Genomic DNA, 22,122 nt, shown 5'->3' with positions numbered 1-22,122 from the left:
CCTTTGACGGACACCCCGGCGCCGAAATTTGACCAGCAAAGGGTATAATGACTCATAAAGTTAACCGTTTTTTGAGTATAAAGGGAGTAAACCACCCCGAACGCGATATATAAACTCTACATTTTAACTATGAACAAACTAAAAGAAAAAATCCGAGACATCCCGGATTTTCCGAAGCCCGGCATTATCTTCAAAGATATTACACCGCTGGTCAAAGATCCGGTTGCAGTAAGACTTGCAGTCCACCATTTACTGCATCCGTTCTTGGAAAGAGACATCACAGCCGTAGCCGGCATGGAGGCGCGGGGATTTATATTCGGCGCATTGGTCGCATGGGAGCTGGGATTGCCGTTTGTACCGCTTAGAAAACCGGGCAAATTACCCTATGACGTACAAAGCGTTTCTTACGACTTGGAATACGGATCGGCGACACTGGAAGCACATAGCGATGCGTTCGAAACCGGGGACCGTGTTTTATTGATAGACGACTTGTTGGCAACAGGCGGAACCGCTAAAGCAAGTTGCGAATTGGTAGAGAAACTGGGCGCAACCGTCGAAGCCTGTGCATTTGTCGTTGAATTGGATTTTCTAAAAGGACGTGAAAAGCTTGCAGCATACGAAGTTCATTCGCTGCTTCATTTTTAGCGCGAACCTCAAATTCTGACTATGTCCAAGGCAATCCAAAAGGTTCAGGGCTGGTTGAATCACCCGCCCCGCGCCTGTCGACAGCATGTAGCCCGTATGCAGCGTAGCGGAATACGGGAAATGGCGTGGCTTCGAAGTTCCCGGATTGCGCTGCGCTCCATCCGGGCTACACTGTTTAGACTCGTCCAAATAACCTGCCCCGCTCCTCAATATTTTTGACCGAACGACGACAACCATTAATCCTGAATTCGGCAGTTTTACCATGAAGCACATGAAGTTCATGAAGGATTTCAAGAAATTACCTAAATCTTCTCGCTAACCTTTTTGGTGAGCGAATGCTCTACTCAAACGCGCAATAAGTTATTGAATTAACTTCCTATTCTTCATGATCTTCATGGTGAAATGCTCTTTTTAGGTTAATCCAACAATAGCCTTTAATAAAGCTAAAATGTTTGAAAATGACAACCCTAATCGTTACCAGGCGCTTGATCGGTTAATTTTTCAGCATCATTTTCTTCATAAAACGCGTCTTCCAATTCTAACAATTCGTCTATATCGTCATTAGCGTCGACTTCAATATTGCCATCGTTGATCAGATTATTGCGCCACTGAAGATAAGATTCTCGGGTGAATACATAAGGATCCAATGCTGCTTCATCGATAAATTTCAGCGCACCGTCAGCATTAGCTCGAGAATTGATAACTTCCAACACTTGTAATGCTTGCGCCGGCATTCCAACATAGGTCGCCGGGTTCGCCGCGGTATCCAATACCGCTCCTGGGATGCCCCGGGTCGTCGAGGGCCCTAAAAAAGGCAGCATCAAATAAGAACCTTGAGGAACGCCCCACACCGCGAATGTCTGATCAAAATCTTCTTCATGATGTTCCAACCCCATGTCGGTTGCGACATCGAGCAAACCGCCCAGACCCACCGTAGAATTCACCAAAAAACGCCCGGAATCCTCGGCACTTTGCTGAAACTTACCCTGCAGAACATCGTTGATAACGGTATTGATGGTTTTTAGATTGCCGAAAAAGTTATTGACTCCAGTCCGAACAACATCCGGAGCCACGGTTTTATAAGCATTGGCGACGGGTTCGGCAACATATTCGTCAACCGTCATATTAAAAGCATACACCTTACGGTTTATGTCTTCGTAAGGGTCGACTTCCGACAACGATAAATCTTGACTCGCCGTCGTCGCGCAACCACTTAACCCGTAAGCTTGAGCACAAAGAAAAACGACAACCATTCGTTGAAACTTGCCACCCAAAATACCCATAAAAACCTACTGTTTTGAATAAAAATCGATTTTTTCGCTGATTTTTTCGATCAGCACGTCATAGCCGTCCCGTTTCAAGATACTGCCATACTCCGAACGCCTTAAAGCTAAATCGCTGACACCATTGGCAATGATGTTGATTATTCTCCAGCTATTACCCTTTTTCTTCAACATATAATCGAATTTAACATCCTTATCATCGGGTATGACCAAATAAGTATGGACGATAACACCGCCTCTTCCGGTCTCTTCCTCCGATTCGAATTTAAACGACTCGCCGGAGTATTCCTTAAAATTGTGCGCATAAGCCGCAACGCTGAATCGACTAAACACCTCGACAAATTTTTCTTGTTGATCCGACGACATATTCTCCCATTCTCGCCCGACCACGACTCTTGCAATCATATTTAAATCGTGGCTTTCACTTACCGGTTTTTCAAGCTGATCGAAACGGCCTTCATAACCAAGCTCTTTGCCGTTTTTCATAACATCAATTAACTCGGCTTGAAAATTTTCAACAACCTCTCTGGCGCTGAGAATATCCTCGGCATAAACTTCGGTTAAGCCCAACAAAAAAAGCAAAAAAAGACCCGATATTTTATTTATTATTAGACTCTGATACATAAAAACTCCGAAAACATTAATTTCCGGCATGCGTTGCCGGCCGTAAAGAAGATATACTCTTTCGCTCCTTCCCAAGCTCTAGAGACTGTCAAAGCATATAGTCTTACAAAATAACCATGAAGAATTAGATTGTTGCTTTTATGGTCTTTTTCTTCATTACCTTCATGCTCTTCATGATAAATAAATTTTTTACGATGTATTCACCAATACTTTCACAACCTCAGGAGTTTGGGAAACAGAATAAGTAAACCAAAACGTTCGGGACGAATTGAATACCTCGCCCCGAGCCCGGCCTCTCCTTAAGCAACGCCGAAATTTGAAGTGCGAAAAGTATAGGTATACCGGCAGCAATATCGCCCATGCCAATATCCATAAAGGCATGGACACCACTCAAACCGTGAGTATTCAGTTCCCCGGCCATTCTCGTTCCCACGCTCTGCGTGGGAACGATAGGGGGATGTGAATAATTACCTCAAACCTGCTTTAAGAATCCATCGCCTCGACAGTAATAGGAATACCGGAGAGACTAGAAGCCGGCTTTTCATTTGCATAAACAGGAACCGGCTCCGGAACCATGTCGCCTTCGGTTTTAGGCCCTCTGATCGCTGTCAATAAACCTTTAATCGGGTTTTTCATCATGTCTTCCACGGCTGTTGCCTCGTAACCGCAATGCGCCATGCAACTGGCGCATTTCGGATTTTTCGAAGTACCGTATTTTTCCCATGGCGTTTCATCGAGCAATTGCTGGAAGGTTTCCGCATAACCTTCGTCGGATAGCAAGTAACAAGGCTTTTGCCAACCGAATACATTACGGGTCGGATTGCCCCATGGCGTACAATTATAGCTTTGATTTCCGGCCAAAAAGTCTAAATAGAGCGACGAATGATTCAATTTCCATTTACGATTCTTGCCGATCTTGAAAATACCCCGGAATAACTCCTTGACATCGCGTCCTTTGATGAAGATATCTTGTTGCGGCGCGCGTTCGTAACTGAAACCCGGCGCGATTGTAATGCCTTCGACACCCAACTCCATCGCGTAATCCAAAAATTCGGCCACTTCTTTCGCTTTCTCTCCTTGAAACAGCGTGCAATTGATCGTGACTCTAAAACCTTTATCGAGCGCTAACTTGATCGCTTCGACCGCCCTATCGAAAACGCCGTCCTGGCAAACCGATGCATCGTGTCTTTCTTTATTTCCATCTAAATGAATGGAGAACGTCAAATATGGAGAAGGCTTATAATCATCAATTTTCTTCTTCAATAACAGCGCATTCGTGCATAGATAAACGAATTTCTTTCTCGCAACGATGCCTTCGACAATTGCCGGCATATCTTTATGAATTAACGGTTCGCCACCGGGGATCGAAACCATTGGCGCACCGCATTCGTCGACCGCTTGCAAACATTCCTCGACCGATAACCGCTTATCTAAAATATCATCCGGATAGTCGATCTTTCCGCATCCTGCGCAAGCCAGATTGCATCGAAACAATGGCTCGAGCATTAAAACCAAAGGATACTTTTTAGCCCCTTTCAGTTTTTGCTTAATAAGATAACTACCAACTGCTAACTGCTGACGTAATGGCACACCCACGGGCATATCCTCCATATTGACTGAATACAAGCAAGGCCGATCGTTATCAAGCCTCATATAACCGAAAAACGACCTGTTGCATGCTTGCAACAGACCAAAAATATCAAGCACCTTTCCATGAAAATAACTTCCGGCGAATCAAAACAACCCACCTAAAATATAAGTCCTTATAAATTACAATCATTTATAGATTTACAAGTAGAATACTATCTTTTCGGAATCGACTCCAGTTTTAGCATAATTTTATCGCCTTAAGCGCCAAACCGGAGCACATTGCAGCCTATTTGCAAAAATACAACATAAACTTTTAAATAGTTGATTTTTATTCTATATAACAGAGCCAGAGCACAGGATTTTCCTCATATTGGCTAGAAAACAACATTGCTTTGCAAAATACCAACAAACAGTCTATCATTGCCGTTAAATTCAGTCTGTTTCCAACACCCTCAAGACGAAATCTTAGAAAATAATCATGAGCGCATTACAACCAACACTGGACAAACCGGAGTCATTAACCGGCCTATCCGACGATGAATTTCAGGCACTGCTGCTTGAAGGCGTCTCCAGGACGTTTGCGCTCACGATTCCTCAACTACCGGAAAGTCTTTATCGCCCTGTAGCGAATGCCTATCTACTGTGTCGAATTGTGGACACAGTAGAAGACGAAGTTTCGCTTAGCCCGGAACAGAAAAAAACTTTCTGCGAGCGTTTCATCGAAACCGTCAAAACCGGTCATGGCGCGAATGATTTTGCCGCCGATCTAGCCCCCTTACTTTCAGAGCAAACCATTCCGGCCGAACATACGCTGATCGACCTGACGCCACGCGTCATTCAAATCACGCATTCGTTCGATCCGCAACAGATTGAGGCGCTGGCAACTTGCGTCGAGACAATGGCACAAGGCATGCCTGTCTTTCAGGCGCAAAATCTAAGCAATGGACTGCCGACCATGGCCGACATGGATAACTACTGTTATTACGTAGCCGGCTGCGTCGGCGAAATGCTCGCCAAACTGTTTTGCCATTACTCGCCCGAGATTGCGGCTAATAAAGAGCGCCTGCTCGAACTCTCGGTATCGTTCGGACAAGGTCTGCAAATGACAAACATCCTCAAGGATATATGGGACGACGCTAGCCGAGGTGTTTGCTGGCTGCCTCAAGATATTTTCGACGAGACCGGTTTCGACTTATCCATGTTGACGCCGGAAACCGACGACGAGAACTTCCGAAAAGGCCTTGAACACCTAATCAGCATCGCACACGGACACCTGCGTAATGCACTTGCTTATACGCAGCTGATTCCGTCGCACGAAACCGGAATTAGAAACTTCTGTTTATGGGCGCTTGGCATGGCGGTCCTGACCTTGCGAAAAATCAAGCAGCACTTGGACTTTAAACAATCGAACCAAGTCAAGATCACCCGAAACAGTGTCAAAGCGACCATTCTAACAACTCGTCTTACCGGGCGCAGCAACCTGCTGCTGTCCTTATTGTTTAATCTGACCAGCCGCGGGCTCGAATCGCCCGATTGGACTTACCACCCACAATCCCTGAAAGCTAAGTCAGCACTATAAAGGAAGCATTATGTTCACCGACGCCACTACAGAGACCAACACGCGCGACTTGTCCCGCTCCGCCACGGCTATCATCGCCAAGCCTAACGATTTAAACAAAGCTATCGGCAAGGCGCAGGATTACCTGCTAAAGCGACAACAACCGGACGGCCATTGGATTTTCGAGTTGGAAGCCGATTGCACGATTCCTGCCGAATACATCATGATGATGCATTACTTGGGCGAAATCGATACAACCCTGCAAGCCAAGATTGCCAATTATTTGAGATCGCGCCAATCCGAGGACGGCAGTTATCCGCTATTTACCGCCGGCCCGGGCGATATTAGTTGTAGCGTCAAGGTGTACTATGCGCTAAAAATGGCCGGCGATTCGATCGACGCGCCGCACATGAAAAAACTCAAAAATTACATCCTAAGCCAAGGCGGTGCGGCTCGCGCCAATGTGTTCACGCGCATAGCGCTAGCGATGTTCGAACAATTGCCTTGGCGCGGCGTGCCTTATATTCCGGTTGAAATCATGCTGTTTCCGAAATGGTTTCCGTTCCATTTGGACAAGGTTTCGTATTGGTCCAGAACGGTCATGGTGCCGTTGTTCGTTCTGTGCTCAGAAAAAGCGACCGCGAAAAACCCGAATAAAGTCGACATTCTGGAACTGTTCGTCGTTCATCCGGACAAGGAAAAACATTATTTTCCCGAGCGCACCGCGTTGAACAAGTTTTTCTTGATGCTGGACAAGCTCGGTCGCTTCACCCGTCCGCTGATTCCCCAAAGCATGCATCAAAAAGCGCTCGACAAAGCCAAAGATTGGTTCGTCGAGCGCCTGAACGGCGAAGACGGCTTGGGCGGAATTTTCCCGGCCATGGTCAATGCTTACGAAGCGATGCTGCTACTCGGCATGCCGAAAGATCATGAACTGGTCGTTACGGCTAGAAAAGCGATCGATAAATTATTGGTCATCAACGAACACGACGCCTATTGCCAACCGTGCCTGTCACCCGTCTGGGATACCGGCCTAACAGCCCTAGCCTTGCAGGAAGTCGACAAAAACGGCAATCGCGACGCTTTGATTCGCGCCTATGATTGGCTAAAATCTAAGCAATTGATAGACGAACCGGGCGACTGGCAAGTAACTAAACCCGACTTGGAAGGCGGCGGCTGGGCGTTTCAATATGCCAACCCACACTATCCCGATGTCGACGACACCGGACTCGTTGCGTTCGCCATGGCCGATTCTAATCTGCCCGAGTTGGACGAATCGATACACCGCGCGACACGCTGGATCGTCGGCATGCAATCGGAAAACGGCGGCTACGGCGCATTCGATGTCGATAACACATATTATTACTTGAACGAAATTCCGTTCGCCGACCACGGTGCCTTACTCGACCCGCCCACGGTCGACGTCAGCGCGCGCTGCGCGATGCTGATGGCACGCGTCGCAAAAGGCCACGACGAATACCGCCCGGCACTGCAACGCACCATCGATTATATTCGTAGCGAACAAGAAGCGGACGGCTCTTGGTTCGGACGCTGGGGAACCAACTATATATACGGCACCTGGTCGGTATTATTGGGCCTCGAACAAACCGATGTCCCTAAAACCGACCCGATGTATGTCAATGCGGCGAAATGGCTGAAAAGCGTGCAACGCGAAGATGGCGGCTGGGGCGAAGACAACTTCAGTTATCATGACGAACAGAACTTTCGCGGAAAATATCGCTTCAGCACTGCGTTTCAAACCGCCTGGGCCGTTATCGGCTTGATTGCGGCCGGCGAAGCGCATAGCCCGGAAGTCAAAGCCGGCGTTGAGTTTCTCATGAAAACCCAGTTGACCGACGGTAGCTGGAACGACAAATGCTTTACCGCCCCCGGTTTTCCAAAAGTGTTTTATTTGAAATATCACGGCTACGACAAATTCTTCCCGCTGTGGGCCCTGGCCAAATACCGTAACGCGATCAATAACTCGTGATCACGGGGATTATTGCCGCCCTACCGGAAGAACTAAGCACCCTGACTTCGGACAAACCGAAGAAAGGGTGCTGTCACGTCATCGCCGAAAATATCCTTATCATTCAATCCGGCGCCGGCCCGAAAAATGCCAAGCAAGCCGCTGAACAACTGCTCGATCAAGGCGCCGAACGCCTGATAAGCTGGGGTTGTGCCGCCGCGCTCGCACCTGACTTGCGCCCAGGCAACCTAACCCTACCCGAACAACTCATTAGCGATGACTTGGAAAGCATCGACATCCGATCTCCTTGGCTTGCTGAAGTGCAAGCGCTATTAAACGCGCTTACCCCTGTCGCGCATATCAGCCTAGCGTCCAGCAATACGCTTGTCGCCACAAGCAAGGACAAAAAAGAGCTCCATCGAAAAACCGGTGCCGCGGCACTGGACATGGAAAGCGTTGCCATCGCCAAAGTCGCTAAGGCTTGCCGAATCGATTTCCTAGCCATTAGATCGATCGCAGACCCCGCCGACATGAGCCTACCGAAAGCCGTCGCGCATGCATTGGACCAAAACGGCGAAGTCAATATCGCCAAACTACTTAACCATCTAATCAAACATCCCTTAGAATTACCAAGCCTGATACAATTAGGCCGGCACTTTCATGCATCGCAAAAAACATTGAAACAGGCCGCATCGATTTGGCTGCCATCAATCGTTAACTAAAAATCCGCGCAACGCCGGCATGACTCAGCATCACGACACCCTTATTCACAGATTATTACTATGGTGGGACCGCCAAGTCGTGCGTTTTCCGTGGACTTTGCTGATTCTGACCACGACTCTGTGCGGCTTTAGCCTGCATTACACGATCAACAACCTCGGATTCAATACCGATACGACACAAATGTTGTCGCCGGATTTACCTTTTCAAGTCAATCGCTTTCGTCTGAACAACGCCTTTCCCGAAGACGCCGCCGCGATCATGCTGGTGGTCGACGGCGAAACTCCGGAACAAATTTCCCGGGCCGCAGCCGAACTCGCACAGCGTCTAAGCCGTGACAAGGAACACTTCGAGTCGGCAATAATACCAACCGATAACGCATTTTTTAAGCAACAAGCCTTATTATTCCTAAGCCTTGACGAGTTAGACGACCTGTCGAAAAAACTGACCGACGCCCAACCGTTCATCGGCTATCTCGCGCAACACTACAACTTGGAAGGCTTATTCGAAATCATTCGCCAAGCGCTCGAGGAAAAAAATAAATCGTTACCGATGAATCTTACGCCGCTGCTGACTGCGATAGACGACACAGTCGACCGTCGACTCAATCGGAACCCTCGTTATTTATCCTGGCAAAACCTACTAGCCGACCACCGACTCAATACCGAGTCTAAACGCTCGATCGTCATTGCCAAACCCAAACTGATTTTTACCGACATCATGCCCGCCGATTTTGCGCTTTCGGTCGCGCGATCCGTGAGTCAATCGATCATGCAAGAAAACCCTGCGGTCCGCATTCGAATTACCGGCGAAACCGCTTTACAACACGAAGAGCTCGAAACAGTCAGCGAAGGTGCGATCGTTTCCGGAATCTTATCGCTGCTGCTTGTTTGCGCCTCGCTATGGTTGAGCTACCGATCCGTCAGACTCCTGTTAACTACATTGGCCGCATTGATCATGGGCCTGATTCTGACCGCCGGCTTCGCCACGCTCGCGGTCGGACATTTAAATATTATTTCAGTGGCCTTTGCCGTTTTGTATATCGGACTCGGCGTCGACTACGCCACGCATTTGTGCCTACGCTACCGCGAATGCCGTGCAGCAGGCATGAACAATGAAAGCGCAATTACCGAAAGCATCAACAGCATTGGCTTCTCGCTGTTTTTATGCGCATTGACCACCGCCATCGGCTTTCTCGGATTCATTCCGACCGACTACTCCGGCGTATCCGAATTAGGCATTATTTCCAGCGCCGGAATGTTCATCGGCCTGGGGCTTTCATTATCGATCGTACCCGCATTATTGAAAGTCATGCCTCTGGGTAAAACCGCCCCGTTTAGATCCTCGCAACTATCATCGGCCATCGCCCATTTTCCGTTTCGTCATGCCAAAGCGATCAGAACCGTCAGCATACTGCTTGCCATTGCCTCGGCCGCGATACTTACACAACTGGAGTTCGATTCCAGCACATTCAACTTACGCGACCCCAGCCGCGAATCGGCCTCTACATTCAAAGAGCTCTTGTCGTCACGCAATGAATCGCCTTATTCGCTAACCGGCCTTGCCGACAGCCTAGCGGAAGCCGACCGACGAGCCGAAGCATTACGCGCTTTGCCGACGACTCATGAAGCACTCACCCTATCGAGCTTTGTCGCCGGCGACCAAGAGGACAAACTCTATCGGATCGAAGAACTGGACATGATTCTCGGCGCCCAACTCAAACAATTCGGTAAACCGTTACTTGCCAACGATCAGCGCGATGCCGCGATTCGTTTCGCCGTTACATTACAAAAAGCCATCGATGAAGCAACGACCGCCGTCCCGATTCCGATACTGAAAACCCTACTCGCACGAATCAACAGCTATATTGAATTTGCCGACCGGCAACCCGAACCGAATGCCGAATACAGCCAATTGGAACAAAACATATTGGGCCTGCTACCTTATACGATGCAGCGCTTGAGCATCAGCTTGACCGCCCAGGCTTACGACCTGAATGACCTGCCGCCTTACATAACCGACCATTGGCAGAGTAAAACCGGCCTTTATAAAATCATGATCACGCCGGAGAAAAACCTAAACATCGTCAGTCACCGGGAAGCCTTCGTCAATGACGTACAAAGCATCGATACTACCGTATCCGGCTTACCGATTATCGATAAAGCCTCCGGCGACGCAATCATCCTGTCATTTGTCGAAGCCTTCGCTTGCGCATTCGCGGCTATCGTCATGCTCATGCTGATCATTACGAAAAACATCCGCGATACGCTATTGATGATCGGATCGCTACTGCTTGCGACCTTATTGACAGGAGCGACCAATGTCTTGCTCAACAATCCGTTTAATTTCGCCAACATCATCGCCTTGCCACTACTGATGGGCATGGGCGTCGACAGCGGCATTCATGTCGTGCACCGACTGAACAGCCACTGGTCGAACGGCGTCGACCTGCTGCAAAGCAGCACCGCACGAGGCGTCTTATTCAGTTCTTTAACAACCTTATGCAGTTTTTCCAGTCTTGCCTTCACGCCTCATCCAGGCACATCCAGCATGGGCTTGTTACTGGCGATCGGCATTTCCTTCACCATCATTTGCACGTTAATCGTGCTGCCTGCATTCAGCCGGCACAAAATATAAATTTAGAGGTCTTTTTATGTCTTTCAGCATAGCCGAACTATTAGCGCAACACAGTGAAGATAAATTTGAGTTGCATGAAAAACATTTGAACAATCAAATGGTTCGCGTTTTAAAAACAATCGGATACGACCGCAATTACAAACGCGCGATCGGCCAATATCTTTACGACGAACAAGGCAACGAATATCTCGACCTGTTGAGCGGCTTCGGCGTATTCGCGATCGGGCGCAACCACCCAACCGTAATCAGCGCCTTGCAAGAAACTTTGACGCTCGAATTGCCGAACCTGGTACAACTCGACGTCTCGATATTGAGCGGCTTACTGGCCAAAGAAATCTTGACGACGACACCGGAAAATCTCGAAAAAATGTTTTTTTGCAACTCGGGCACCGAAGCGGTCGAGGCGGCAATCAAATTCGCGCGCTACACCACCAAGCGCTCGAAAATCGTCTATTGCGAACACGGTTATCACGGCTTGACCATGGGCGCGCTCTCGCTGAACGGCGAAAAGATCTTCCGAGAAGGCTTCGGCCCGCTCCTGCCCGACTGCATTGCGATACCGTTCAACGATTTAGCGGCACTCGAACAAGCCCTAAGCAACAAAGACGTCGCGGCCTTCATCGTCGAACCGATACAAGGCAAAGGCGTCAACCTGCCCGACGATAACTACTTGGTCGAAGTCGAACGCCTCTGTAAAAAATACGGCACGCTATTCGTCGCCGACGAAATCCAAACCGGTATCGGTCGCACCGGCAAATTCTGGGCGATCGATCATTACGGCGCCAAACCCGATATGATCCTGATGTCCAAGGCATTATCCGGCGGCTTCGTACCGGTCGGCGCGGTCGCGATGACGCAGCACATCATGGACACCGTCTTCAATCGCATGGACCGCGCGGTCGTGCACGGCTCGACTTTTTCGAAAAACAACATGGCAATGGCGGCGGGGCTCGCCGGTCTTGAAGTCATCAAATCGGAAAACCTGGTTGAACAGAGCGCGACAGTCGGCAATGACATCATCGCCAGCCTGAATGCGCTGTCGACAAAATACGAATTCTTGAAAGAAGCGCGCGGTAAAGGCTCGATGATCGCGATCGAATTCCACGCACCGAAAAGCCTGACGCTGAAAGCGGCCTGGGCAATGCTGGAAGCGGCCAACAAAGGACTGTTCTGTCAAATGATCACGATCCCGCTGTTTAAAGAGCACCGGATTCTAACGCAAGTCGCCGGACACGGCATGAACGTCGTCAAACTGCTGCCGCCGCTGACCCTAACGCAAAAAGACAGGGATCATATCGTCAACGCCTTTGACCAAACCATCGCCGCAACCCATCAAGTTCCGGGCACGATTTGGGATTTAGGCAAAAACTTGGCAAGTCATGCGTTGAAGGGTAAGGCGGGGAAATAAGCTTGCAGTTTATTTAGAGTTTTATGATAAATATCGTCTTGGAACTATGCGCTTTGTTGAAGGTTCGGTAACTCGCTTGGCAAGGACGCCGTAAATCCAGCACCTAAATTCCATAGTCCATTGGCTATGATTAACTATCTGGGATAAATCAGGTGCTGAACTTTCGATGGGCACCCCGGTGCCTAAATTTGAAATGTGAAAAATAAGTACTTCACTCGGAAACACGTAAATAACAATGTAAGTTCCGAACAGTGTAGCCCGAATGAAACGAAGTGCAATCCGGGACATTCGCAGCCACGCCTTTCCCGTATTCCGCTGCGCTGCATACGGGCTACGGTTTACGATCGCCAGACATGGTTGTCATTCCGGGTTTCGGCCTATCATTTTGATGAGGTTGATTTTAGCATTGTAGCCCGGATGAAACGAAGTGCAATCCGGGACATTCGAAGCCACGCCTTTCCCGTATTCCGCTTCGCTGCATACGGGCTACGACTCCGCTTTTTCCCTGCTTTTGATTTGCATCAGCCAGCGCTGGGCCTGGTCTTTGGTCTGGCGATGCTTGCAGGCGCGCGTGAATGCGTTCTCGGCGGAGTCCATGCGGCCGCTGTTGTAGTAGACGATGCCGAGCATCAATTGCGCTTGCTGCCGGTTTTTCAGGTTACCGGTCGCCAGGGCTTTGTTCAGCATCCCGGCCGATTCGCTCCACTTTTCCCGGCTCAATAAAATATGGGCGCAGCGCAGATACAGATTGCCGTCGTTGCGCATCGCGGCCAACTGTTTCAGAATCGTAAACTCCTTGTCGTGTTCGCGCGCCATCGCCCAGCTATTGGCCAACAATTCCAAATTGGCCGCGTTGCGCTCGATGCGTCCGCGCTCCATCTCGCGGGTCAGTAATTTTGCCGCAAGATAAGGCGTATTTTTATGCATATACAACTGTGCAAGCCGGACGATTTGGTCTTTCGGCAATTCGAATTTACGGTGCGCCAATTCCAATACCGATACCGCTTTACCGTAGTCCTTCAACATCAAATGCACGTCGGTCAGGTTCAGCCACCAACTTTGTTCGTTCGGCGCTTGCGCGATCAGTTTGTTCAACAACGGCACCGCCTCCCGGTATTTTTTCTGTTCCAGGACGATACTCAGCAATAAGATTTGCCAATCTTGTCTTTCCGATAAGGCCAAGGCCTTTTTCAGATAACCCGCCGAACGATCGAATCGTTTGATTTTATAATACGCCAAAGCGCGCAGGTACCAGGCTTCGGCTGACGGGCGCGGCTCATTGGCGAACCAAAGATCCAACTGCTTGATTGCTTGTTCGAAACGTTCGGCCTGTACCGCGGCCTGCGCCAGGTTATAGCGTAAATTGTGGACGGTATCCGGCGGCAGCGTATCGGCGCCGCGCAGCGTTTCTTCGAGTGCGATGACGGCCTGAAGATAGTCGTGCCGTTCGAGATGGATATAGGCCAGATGCTGATGGATCAAGGCGCGTTCATAGCGGTTGCCGGCCACTTTAGGCAATTGCGCTTGCAACAGCGATAAGGCTTTGCTGAAGCGCGATTGTTCGCTCAATTCGCGGGACTGATTCAGCACCTTATAGGTTTCCGGCGAAACAGCATATTTTTTAGATTCGTCCGTTTCGGTCTCCGCCCTACCCTGCAAACTCAATAGCGCAAGCAGCACGCCAGTGATTAATCGCCGATTGACATTCCCGAAGCGTGTTCTGTTCCAGTGCATGATTATCTTTCCAAGTTGAAATAGATCGTCTGAACGCTTTGCCAACGGACGGCCTGACCGTCCACTTTCTTTTTCTGGAATTTCCAGTGACGAATCGCGCGTAACGCGGTGCTGTCGAAAACGCCTTTCGGTTCGGAAACGATGACTTGCGGATCGACGACCGTGCCCTCTTCGGTGACCGTGAACAGAATTTTCACTTTGCCTTCGATGCGTTTGGCCAACGCGCTGGGCGGATAGAGCGGCGCGGTGCGAATCAGCGGCATCGCTTCCTGAACAGAACCGAGTCCGCCGCCGCCCATTTCGCCTTTGAACGGTTGACCTGCGATGTTGAGCGCCAGGTCCATTTCCGGCACATTCATCGCCACCGGGTTGACTTTGACCGGTTTAGGGCTCGGCACCGAGAGTTCCGGCACCGTCAGCGGTTCGTTTTTCGGTTGCTTGGGCTTCACCCGCTCTTTCAATTGCGGCACCGGCGGCTCGCGCTTGAGCCTGACGAAATCGATCACCAAGCTCTCGGACGGCATTTTCAATAAGACCGGTCTCTGTGCGGCCATGCGCTCCATGACGGCGAACAGCAGCAAATTGATGAAGACCGCACCCAATCCGATGACGGCATGACGTTTCGCGATCATTCGGAAAACGCTGCGATCGAGACGTTGGACACACCGGCCAGACGCGATTGATCCAGCGCCTGAACCAGCAATTCGGTGCGCGCGTCGCGGTCGGCGGCGATGACGACCGAGCCTTCCGGATTTTCGGCATGCAGGCGTTCGACGTTTGCGCGCAGCGCATTGACGTCGACTTTGCGCCGGTCAATCCAGATTTCGCCGGTCTTGGTCACTGAAATGATGATATTGCCTTTTTCCTGACGCTCGGCCGTTTTCGCCGAAGGCCGGTTGACCTCCATGCCGGACTCCTTGACGAACGACGAGGTCACGATGAAAAAGATCAATAGGATAAATACCATATCGATCAACGGCGTCAAATCGATGCCGTTGCCGTTGAATTCTTCGTCTTCGCTGTGAATTTTCATAGAAATAATGTTACTTCGTTATTTTTGTTTGTTTGCGTAGCCCGTATGCAGTGAAGCGGAATACGGGAATGGCGCGGCTTCGGCCTCCCGGATTGCGTTGCACTCCATCCGGGCTACGGGCGATGATTTTTCCTCGTTCCCACCGCTCCTGCGTGGGAATGCATACCGGTCTTGTTGCGGCAGCCATGGTATGGGTTCCCACGGAGGACCGTGGGAACCAGAAATTGAACATCTGTCTTCTCAGCTATCTTTTTTTGCGTAGCCCGTATGCAGCGTAGCGGAATACGGGAACTTCGCGGCTCCGGCCTCCCCGGATTGCGCTGTGCTCCATCCGAGCTACGGGCGATGATTTTTCCTCGTTCCCACCGCTCCTGCGTGGGAATGCATACCGGTCTTGTTGCGGCAGCCATGGTATGGGTTCCCACGGAGGACCGTGGGAACCAGAAATTGAACATCTGTCTTCTCAGCTATCTTTTTTTGCGTAGCCCGTATGCAGCGTAGCGGAATACGGGAACTTCGCGGCTCCGGCCTCCCCGGATTGCGCTGTGCTCCATCCGGGCTACCAATCATTCCAACTCGTCCGCAGCCAGATCCACCAAGATTCTAATGCGTTCGTGCAAGTCGCTGCTGAAATACAGACCCGATAACGCGGTGACGAGTCCCGCCATCGTCGTCAACAAGGCTTCGGAAATACCGCCGGCCAAGCCGCGCGCATTACCGTTGCCGAACACCGCAATCACGTCGAAGGTGTCGATCATGCCGAATACGGTACCCAGCAAGCCGAGCAACGGTAATACCTTCGACGTACCGCGTATGCCACCGAGACCGGCGCAGGCGGACAGGCTCAATTGCTCCAAAAGGCGGCCGCGCAGGCGTTTGGCCACCTTGGCCGGCCTACGCCGATAGTGTTGCCATTCGCGCTTTATCGTTGTCAATTGCCGAGGATAAGCACTATACAGATACCAATAGCGTTCCAGGATCATCGCCCACATCGCAAACGATACGGCAAAAATCGCCCATAGCGCGGGACCGCCTTTGTCCATGAAGGCGCGGGCGATGTCGATCGTTTCAGCCGGAGACAACACGGACTTGTCCTCCACGGCTCGCCACCAATGCAGCGCTTTCCTCATCCAACAGATAGATCAGTTTTCGGGTATTGCCGTTCAACCAGCTATGCAGCAATAACAAGGGAATCGCGACAACCAATCCCATTTCGGTCGTCACCAAGGCGCCGGAAATACCCCCCGACATCAACTTGGGATCGCCGGTGCCGAATAGCGTAATCGCTTGAAAGGTCTCGATCATGCCGGTGACGGTGCCCAGCAGTCCCAGCAACGGCGCCACCGATGCGAAAATCGCGATGGTCGGCAGAAAGCGTTTGATTTGGGGACGTTCGCCGAGTATGGCCTGATCCAGTTTGAGCCCTAAGGCCTCGGCATCCAGTTTCGGATGTTCCTGTGCGACTTCGCGCAAACGACGGATCGCCGAATCGGTTTCGGCTTCGGGATCTTGCCTCTGATCCAGCATTTTCCGGTGCAGGCGCGTCAGCGAAAACGTACGTTCGGCAGCCAACAGCAGACCGATGACACCCAATCCGATGATCAAATAACCGATCGCACCGCCCTGTTCGATATGTTCCGACCAATCCGGCTTTTGCACCATCAACGACAAGATCGCGCCGCGCGACGGGTCCAGCGCGACCGGCGCAATGCCGTCCTTGCTTTCTTCCAAGGTTTTCGCCAGAGTCAAGAAACGCGCTTGAGGCTGACGGCCCAATTCGACCAAACGTCCGGTTTCCGGTAGATACCGCAGATACAAGCCGTCGGAGACTGCATTGAACGCACCGATACGTACGACTTCGCGGCGGCTTTCCTGACCGTCGGCGGTGATGACCGGCGCTTCGAAGCGTGCGACTTTACCGGCTTGCACCATTTCGTCCAGCAACAAATGCCAGAATTCCTCCAGCGCCTGGATGTTCGGATTGCTTTTCCGCTCGGCCAGCAATTTCGCGGTTTCCTTGCGGTCGGGTAATTGCGCGGATATGATCGAAGCGCTGAACAGGCTCAGCATGTCTTTCGACGTTTGCCGAACGATGCCGAACAATTCGCCCAATGCGCCCATGCGCTCGTGCAAGCGTTCGGTCTTGTCCTTGATGGCCGGTTCGTTGGCCTCGTATCGGCTTTTAAGTTCGGCACCGCGTTGCCGTTCGGCCGCCAATTTGGCTTTGGCCGATTGCAACAGCGAAGCCTGCCGATCGCGCGCATTGCGAAATTCGCGCTCGCGTTCGGCCAATTCCCGGCTTTCCAGGACGCTATCGGAACGCACTTGTTTGATCAATTCATCCAGCGTTTTCGGACTTTCGGCCATGACAGCCGGTACAACGGCAAAGTACAGACATAAGACCCATAGCGATTGTCTGATGGAATTCAGGTTTCGAATCGTCGATTTCATCGTGCCGTCTCCGGTGCCGATACCGGCAATTTGAGCAATTCGGGCGCGGCCTGTTTTTTCGCCACGCGCAAGGATTGTCCGATCGGAGTGCGGTATTCGCTCGGCAGAATTCGCCATTCTTTGTTTTCCTTATCCCAATAGCCGCATTCGCTGCCGTCCAGCGTCAAATAATACAGACCGACGCGGCCGAGGCGCAGAAACTCGACGGTACGATTGCCTCCGCCCATCGGCAATTCGCCGCTGTAGGCTTCGATCGTGCGCCCATAATCGGTTTCGATCAGATAGGCGTCGATCAGGCGATGGAATTTCTCGGCCAAATCGACATCGGAACGGTCCAGCAACTGCTCCAATTCCTCCACTCGCAGTGTGCGTTCCTGTTCGAGAAACGGCGCATCCAATTCGACGAATTTGCGCAGCACCGCTTGCATGCGCAACATTAGCGGAATGATATTACGCTGGGTTTCGTCGATTTCGTCCATCTGCCGGTCCAGCTCAGCGACTTCCTTATCTTGGCTATCGACGATCTTGGCCAATTGCGTATGATAGCTTTTCAAGTTTTCGAGTTCGCGAACGGCTTCGCGGTACTCGGCGAGCATCTGTTGCTGTTGGTCGTCCAGTTTTTCCACGGTAGCTTGCGAACGACGAGCACTTTCCAGCCGCTCCTGTTGAACTTGTACCGCGCTGTCCAGTTGCGCGCCCGTTACCGCCGCCGGCATCAAAGCCGGCAATAACAACCCGATACTCAGCGCGCGGAGGCGGGACCGATGACACATCATTACGTTTATCCTCTTAAATGTTATTTTATTGTAACTATTCAGTCCCCCGGCAATTATCGTTCCCACGCTCTGCGCTCGTCGTTATACACATCTCTGTTTGATAGCCGTCATTCCGGCAGGGATTGCCGGAATCCAGGCTGCATGGATAGCTTGAAGCTTGCCATCCATGGCACTGGATGCCCGCGTCCTGCGGGCATGACGGCACTTATGTATAACGATGAGCGCTCTGCGTGGGAACGCCTGAGTACCGCACCAGCGGTACAAGACGCCAGAGCGTCTCGGTCTTCATTCCCACGCCGGAGCGTGGGAACGATAGAGAGTGTGAATAATTACATATATTCGCTTTAATGAATTTTTTAGACCCGAAATCCGCAACCGGTCAACCAGTCGACATTTCGGAAGCCGCCAGACTGCTCAATAAGTCCAACGCCTTATCGAGCTTTTCCTCCAACTGCATGGCATACTGCCTGAGCTGAATGATTTCCTTATGCATCGTTTCGACATTGCTGTGAACATGCTCGAAATGCACTTGAAAATAGCGCGGCATCGGAAACGATTCGATTAATTGGCCGCTGAATTCTTTTAGCCCGAACTCAGTTGCCGCCCGATCCGTTATTGACGAAGAAAAATGCGGTTGTTTGTCTAGATCTATCATGGCTAATTCCTTACTCGGGCGTCGAACCCGAGTTGTTTATACCCATCGCACATCAAATTTCGGCATTAATGTATGGAGGCGTCAGGGTGTCGGCAAAGGCTTTGACAGCATGGATGCTGTCACAGAGCCTACATGGACGTATTCACGGCGTCCTTTGACGAACATCCCGACGCCGAAATTTGACTAGCAAAGGGTATAATTCCAACACTCATTGCTAATCATGCCCCCAGCTAATCGACAGAAGGCTTTACGATCGAATAAAGATCCGTCCCTGGAGTTGCCGCGTCCATTGGCTTCGTAACACTCATACAGGAAACAAAATCCGAATTGCGGGAGGATGTTAAATAACATTTCCCGGATTTTTTCGCTTCCGTTTATTAAGACGTTTCAAACACCAAAAAACCTCACCGTTATTTTGAATTTTTTTTGGTGAATGACCATTCGGCACAATCTACAACGCCTAGGTGGGCTTTTTTTGATAGCCCGTGTGGAATAATTTAGTTCGATTAATGTATCGGCGCGGCAAATTCGAGATAAATTTCGTAGTTTCGTAGCCCGTATGCAGCGCAGCGGAATACGGGAATGGCGCGGCTTCGAACGTCCCGGATTGCGCTATGCTCCATCCGGGCTACGGGGCTGGTAAATCGGATAGTTCGAAAACTCAATCTCGCCAGGGATTGATGACATCGAGCTCAGGGTAACTGAAGTCGCGAACATTGCGGGTAACCAGCTTCAATCCATGCCTAAGCGCTGTAGCCGCAATCAGGCTGTCGATCGCTGGAATGGGACGCCCTATTTGAGCAATCAATCGTCCCCAGCGGTCAGCTACATCAGCATCCACGCTCAAAATCCGACCGGAAAAAAACTGGGGCAGTTCTACTTCCAGCCAATCCAGTAGTTTGAGCTGTCGATCGTCATTGTTCAGCAAATCGATACCTTTACGGATTTCTCCCAAGGTTAGTACGCTGAGGTAAAGCGTGCCGGCTGGACGTTGTTCGAACCATTCGATGACGCCCTGATTGGGTTCACGGCGACGCAATTCCGATAACACGTTGGTATCGACCAGATAACTCATAGTTCGAATTCACGGGTCAGACTGGCATCGCGTTCTATGATGAGATCGTCCTGATCATAAAGTGGCGAACGACGCATGAATTCAACCAGCGACTGCCGATTACCCGTCAGTCGGTCGTAATCGGCGCGTGAGAGCAGTACCGCAACAGAACGACCGTGATGGGTGATGTCCTGAGGCCCATCCTGTTCGGCGCTGCGTAATACGGTGGAAAGACGCGCTTTCGCCTCCTGAATTTGCCATTTATGCATAATCAACCTCTAATTCTAACCAGTCTGGTCAGATTATAAGCGGTATTTGTTTTAAACGCACTTCACGTCACTAACTGCGCCCGGATCCATACGGCCATTGATCAGACTAAGCCAACGGGGTCAAGACTTGACCCCGTAGCCGGAAAGGCGTTTCGTAGTTTCGTAGCCCGTATGCAGCGCAGCGGAATACGGGAATGGCGTAGCTGCGAACTTCCGGATTGCGCTATGCTCCATCCGGGCTACGGTGCTTTATTTTGGCGGCCTTGCGTTTTTGCAACCAGCGCATGATACCGGTGACATAGAGGATTAACGGCGCCAGACCGGTCATGCACCACAAAACCCTCCCCGGCAGACCGAAGGCTTCACCGTTATGCAGCGGCCACATCAGGTTGAAAAAGGTTTCGCCGGCGCTGAATAGTTGCGGATCTTCGACGGCCAATATCTCACCACTGTATTGGTCTATCCACACCTTACTGCGCGGCCGCCTGCGGTTGGCTTCGCCAGCCTGTCGTTTCTCGATGGCGTAGACGCCGCCCGGACCGTCCGGCGTCGCCAGCCAGCGCAATTCCCCATAGGGAAACACCCGGTCCGCGATGGCCACGGCTTGCATGATGGAAATTGCTGGTTTCGTAGGGTGGGTTGTGCCCGCCCTACTGCTCAGGTTTTCTGGATCATGGAAATGTAGGGCCTCGACCTTAGTGAACGGCGAAACCAGAGGCATCAGGTAATCCTTGTAGGCGAAGGAAAAGCCGGTAAAGGCGAGCACAAACAAAATGACCAGAAAGTATGCCCCGGTCACTTTATGCAGGTCGTAAATAAACCGGGGCAAACTGGCTCTTGGTTTTATCACCAATGCCTGGCAGATTTTGCCAGGAGACGGCCACCACAAATACAGGCCACTCCCGACCGACAGCATCAGCAACACGCCTAGAAAACAGATGGCGTCGAAAGCCTTTCTGCTTATTTCCGCTCCGAAAAAAGGCTCGGTCAACAGACTGGCATGCAACGAATAGACTAACGTCCATAAGCTGTCACCCCAATAATGCCCGCCGGCGATTTCTCCGCTATAAGGATTGATCTGCAATCGGAGCGGGGTAAAGAACTTGCCGACTTTTTCTTCCGGTTTCGGATAAACCACCCACAGATAATCGCGTTCATAGCCCGGCATGAATAACAGCCAGCGACCGTTTTTTTGCGGATGACGGTGATGAATACGTTCCATCAGCGCATCGAGATCCAACGGTTGAGCGTTGCGTTCATGCTTCACCTCGGGCAAGCCCAATTCCTCCAATTCCCAATGAAACACATTGAACGAGCCGCTCAGGCCGAGGATTACAAAAATGAATCCAACCGACAGGGCGATTGAAAGATGAAGATTCAACCAAAATTTGCGTATTGTTTTTCGTTTGAAAATCATGACAGATGATATTGAAGTTTTGCTTTACATCTTCAGGCAGAATTCACAATTGATGTCCGAATCAATCCAAATCAACCATTGTAGGTCATGTTGTCGTTCTCTTGCTTCGTCACTTTCAACCAAGTCAAACCCAGCCACAAATGCATGTCGAGCCGGAGTTTGTGGCGATTTCTCCGCCGGGACGGTCGTTTTGTCTCATCATGTTTTATCAGTTGTGTGAATAAACGGAAGTAGCCCGTATGTAGCGAAGTGGAATACGGGAATGGCGCGGCTTCGAACTTCCCGGATTGCGCTACGCT

At 50.8% G+C, this 22,122-nt stretch carries 19 protein-coding genes; 6 read left to right on the top strand and 13 right to left on the bottom strand.

The genetic code is table 11. From position 1 onward, the window contains the following. Positions 1-129 precede the first annotated feature (129 nt). Positions 130-645, top strand: coding sequence for an adenine phosphoribosyltransferase (locus WJM45_RS05250; protein WP_341327925.1), 516 nt, complete (start codon positions 130-132; stop codon positions 643-645). Positions 646-1,112: 467 nt separating this feature from the next. Here WJM45_RS05250 and WJM45_RS05245 read toward each other — a convergent pair whose 3' ends face one another. From WJM45_RS05245 to hpnH, 3 genes are all read right to left on the bottom strand, one after another. Then, positions 1,113-1,919 carry a VacJ family lipoprotein gene (locus WJM45_RS05245; RefSeq protein WP_341328911.1) on the bottom strand — a complete coding sequence of 269 codons (807 nt, stop codon included), beginning with the start codon at positions 1,917-1,919 and terminating at the stop codon, positions 1,113-1,115. Positions 1,920-1,934: 15 nt separating this feature from the next. Then, entirely contained in the window at positions 1,935-2,582 is a 648-nt protein-coding gene (locus WJM45_RS05240) for an ABC transporter substrate-binding protein (protein ID WP_341327924.1), read from the bottom strand. A 453-nt stretch (positions 2,583-3,035) separates the two neighbouring features. After that, positions 3,036-4,148 (bottom strand): adenosyl-hopene transferase HpnH, encoded by a 1,113-nt coding sequence (gene hpnH / locus WJM45_RS05235; RefSeq protein ID WP_341327923.1) that lies wholly within the window; start codon positions 4,146-4,148, stop codon positions 3,036-3,038. Positions 4,149-4,620: 472 nt separating this feature from the next. Here hpnH and WJM45_RS05230 point away from each other — a divergent pair, with 472 nt between their 5' ends. Genes WJM45_RS05230 through WJM45_RS05210 form a run of 5 tightly spaced genes read left to right on the top strand, consistent with a single transcriptional unit; the run spans position 4,621 to position 12,434 of the window. Continuing rightward, entirely contained in the window at positions 4,621-5,721 is a 1,101-nt protein-coding gene (locus WJM45_RS05230; RefSeq protein ID WP_341327922.1) for a phytoene/squalene synthase family protein, read from the top strand. Positions 5,722-5,731: 10 nt separating this feature from the next. After that, positions 5,732-7,690, top strand: a complete 1,959-nt coding sequence (shc, locus tag WJM45_RS05225; protein ID WP_341327921.1) for a squalene--hopene cyclase — start codon at positions 5,732-5,734, stop codon at positions 7,688-7,690. Beyond that, positions 7,687-8,391, top strand: a complete 705-nt coding sequence (locus WJM45_RS05220) for a phosphorylase (protein WP_341327920.1) — start codon at positions 7,687-7,689, stop codon at positions 8,389-8,391. Before shc ends, WJM45_RS05220 begins: the two co-directional genes overlap by 4 nt. A 19-nt stretch (positions 8,392-8,410) precedes the next feature. Next, positions 8,411-11,026: an MMPL family transporter gene (locus WJM45_RS05215; protein ID WP_341327919.1), complete on the top strand. Its 2,616-nt coding sequence runs from the start codon at positions 8,411-8,413 to the stop codon at positions 11,024-11,026. Between the two features lie 16 nt (positions 11,027-11,042). Beyond that, positions 11,043-12,434: an aspartate aminotransferase family protein gene (locus WJM45_RS05210; RefSeq protein ID WP_341327918.1), complete on the top strand. Its 1,392-nt coding sequence runs from the start codon at positions 11,043-11,045 to the stop codon at positions 12,432-12,434. Positions 12,435-12,920: 486 nt separating this feature from the next. Here the strand turns inward: WJM45_RS05210 and WJM45_RS05205 are convergent, their stop codons facing one another. From WJM45_RS05205 to WJM45_RS05160, 10 genes are all read right to left on the bottom strand, one after another. Further along, the gene (locus WJM45_RS05205; RefSeq protein WP_341327917.1) at positions 12,921-14,168 is read right to left on the bottom strand and encodes a tetratricopeptide repeat protein; all 1,248 of its coding nucleotides are present in this window, start codon (positions 14,166-14,168) and stop codon (positions 12,921-12,923) included. A gap of 2 nt (positions 14,169-14,170) precedes the next feature. Beyond that, positions 14,171-14,800 carry a TonB family protein gene (locus WJM45_RS05200; RefSeq protein ID WP_341327916.1) on the bottom strand — a complete coding sequence of 210 codons (630 nt, stop codon included), beginning with the start codon at positions 14,798-14,800 and terminating at the stop codon, positions 14,171-14,173. Next, positions 14,797-15,201, bottom strand: a complete 405-nt coding sequence (locus tag WJM45_RS05195; protein WP_341327915.1) for a biopolymer transporter ExbD — start codon at positions 15,199-15,201, stop codon at positions 14,797-14,799. The genes WJM45_RS05200 and WJM45_RS05195 overlap by 4 nt, the downstream gene beginning before the upstream one ends. A gap of 566 nt (positions 15,202-15,767) precedes the next feature. Continuing rightward, positions 15,768-16,286 (bottom strand): MotA/TolQ/ExbB proton channel family protein, encoded by a 519-nt coding sequence (locus tag WJM45_RS05190; protein ID WP_341327914.1) that lies wholly within the window; start codon positions 16,284-16,286, stop codon positions 15,768-15,770. Continuing rightward, a complete protein-coding gene (locus tag WJM45_RS05185; protein WP_341328910.1) occupies positions 16,270-17,652 on the bottom strand; it encodes a MotA/TolQ/ExbB proton channel family protein in 1,383 nt (460 codons plus the stop codon). Before WJM45_RS05185 ends, WJM45_RS05190 begins: the two co-directional genes overlap by 17 nt. Continuing rightward, positions 17,649-18,428: a DUF3450 domain-containing protein gene (locus WJM45_RS05180; protein ID WP_341327913.1), complete on the bottom strand. Its 780-nt coding sequence runs from the start codon at positions 18,426-18,428 to the stop codon at positions 17,649-17,651. Before WJM45_RS05180 ends, WJM45_RS05185 begins: the two co-directional genes overlap by 4 nt. A gap of 379 nt (positions 18,429-18,807) precedes the next feature. Further along, positions 18,808-19,083, bottom strand: a complete 276-nt coding sequence (locus tag WJM45_RS05175; protein ID WP_341327912.1) for a hypothetical protein — start codon at positions 19,081-19,083, stop codon at positions 18,808-18,810. Between the two features lie 661 nt (positions 19,084-19,744). Next, positions 19,745-20,158: a type II toxin-antitoxin system VapC family toxin gene (locus WJM45_RS05170; RefSeq protein ID WP_017841122.1), complete on the bottom strand. Its 414-nt coding sequence runs from the start codon at positions 20,156-20,158 to the stop codon at positions 19,745-19,747. After that, positions 20,155-20,406, bottom strand: coding sequence for a type II toxin-antitoxin system Phd/YefM family antitoxin (locus WJM45_RS05165; protein ID WP_017841123.1), 252 nt, complete (start codon positions 20,404-20,406; stop codon positions 20,155-20,157). The genes WJM45_RS05170 and WJM45_RS05165 overlap by 4 nt, the downstream gene beginning before the upstream one ends. A gap of 223 nt (positions 20,407-20,629) precedes the next feature. Continuing rightward, positions 20,630-21,823 (bottom strand): PepSY-associated TM helix domain-containing protein, encoded by a 1,194-nt coding sequence (locus WJM45_RS05160; protein ID WP_341327911.1) that lies wholly within the window; start codon positions 21,821-21,823, stop codon positions 20,630-20,632. Between the last annotated feature and the right edge of the window lie 299 nt (positions 21,824-22,122).

Origin of the sequence: Methylotuvimicrobium sp. KM2 (assembly GCF_038051925.1) — a bacterium.
Lineage (GTDB): Bacteria > Pseudomonadota > Gammaproteobacteria > Methylococcales > Methylomonadaceae > Methylotuvimicrobium.
This window is presented reverse-complemented; position numbering and strand designations above follow the sequence as displayed.

Bases quoted from the DNA above. Each gene is read 5' to 3' on its own strand.
- WJM45_RS05180 (WP_341327913.1), bottom strand. From the start codon at position 18,428: ATGATGTGTCATCGGTCCCGCCTCCGCGCGCTGAGTATCGGGTTGTTA.
- WJM45_RS05200 (WP_341327916.1), bottom strand. From the start codon at position 14,800: ATGATCGCGAAACGTCATGCCGTCATCGGATTGGGTGCGGTCTTCATC.
- WJM45_RS05250 (WP_341327925.1), top strand. From the start codon at position 130: ATGAACAAACTAAAAGAAAAAATCCGAGACATCCCGGATTTTCCGAAG.
- WJM45_RS05240 (WP_341327924.1), bottom strand. From the start codon at position 2,582: ATGCCGGAAATTAATGTTTTCGGAGTTTTTATGTATCAGAGTCTAATA.
- WJM45_RS05165 (WP_017841123.1), bottom strand. From the start codon at position 20,406: ATGCATAAATGGCAAATTCAGGAGGCGAAAGCGCGTCTTTCCACCGTA.
- WJM45_RS05210 (WP_341327918.1), top strand. From the start codon at position 11,043: ATGTCTTTCAGCATAGCCGAACTATTAGCGCAACACAGTGAAGATAAA.
- WJM45_RS05205 (WP_341327917.1), bottom strand. From the start codon at position 14,168: ATGCACTGGAACAGAACACGCTTCGGGAATGTCAATCGGCGATTAATC.
- WJM45_RS05215 (WP_341327919.1), top strand. From the start codon at position 8,411: ATGACTCAGCATCACGACACCCTTATTCACAGATTATTACTATGGTGG.
- WJM45_RS05195 (WP_341327915.1), bottom strand. From the start codon at position 15,201: ATGAAAATTCACAGCGAAGACGAAGAATTCAACGGCAACGGCATCGAT.
- WJM45_RS05185 (WP_341328910.1), bottom strand. From the start codon at position 17,652: ATGAAATCGACGATTCGAAACCTGAATTCCATCAGACAATCGCTATGG.
- WJM45_RS05170 (WP_017841122.1), bottom strand. From the start codon at position 20,158: ATGAGTTATCTGGTCGATACCAACGTGTTATCGGAATTGCGTCGCCGT.
- WJM45_RS05160 (WP_341327911.1), bottom strand. From the start codon at position 21,823: ATGATTTTCAAACGAAAAACAATACGCAAATTTTGGTTGAATCTTCAT.
- shc (WP_341327921.1), top strand. From the start codon at position 5,732: ATGTTCACCGACGCCACTACAGAGACCAACACGCGCGACTTGTCCCGC.
- WJM45_RS05175 (WP_341327912.1), bottom strand. From the start codon at position 19,083: ATGATAGATCTAGACAAACAACCGCATTTTTCTTCGTCAATAACGGAT.
- WJM45_RS05230 (WP_341327922.1), top strand. From the start codon at position 4,621: ATGAGCGCATTACAACCAACACTGGACAAACCGGAGTCATTAACCGGC.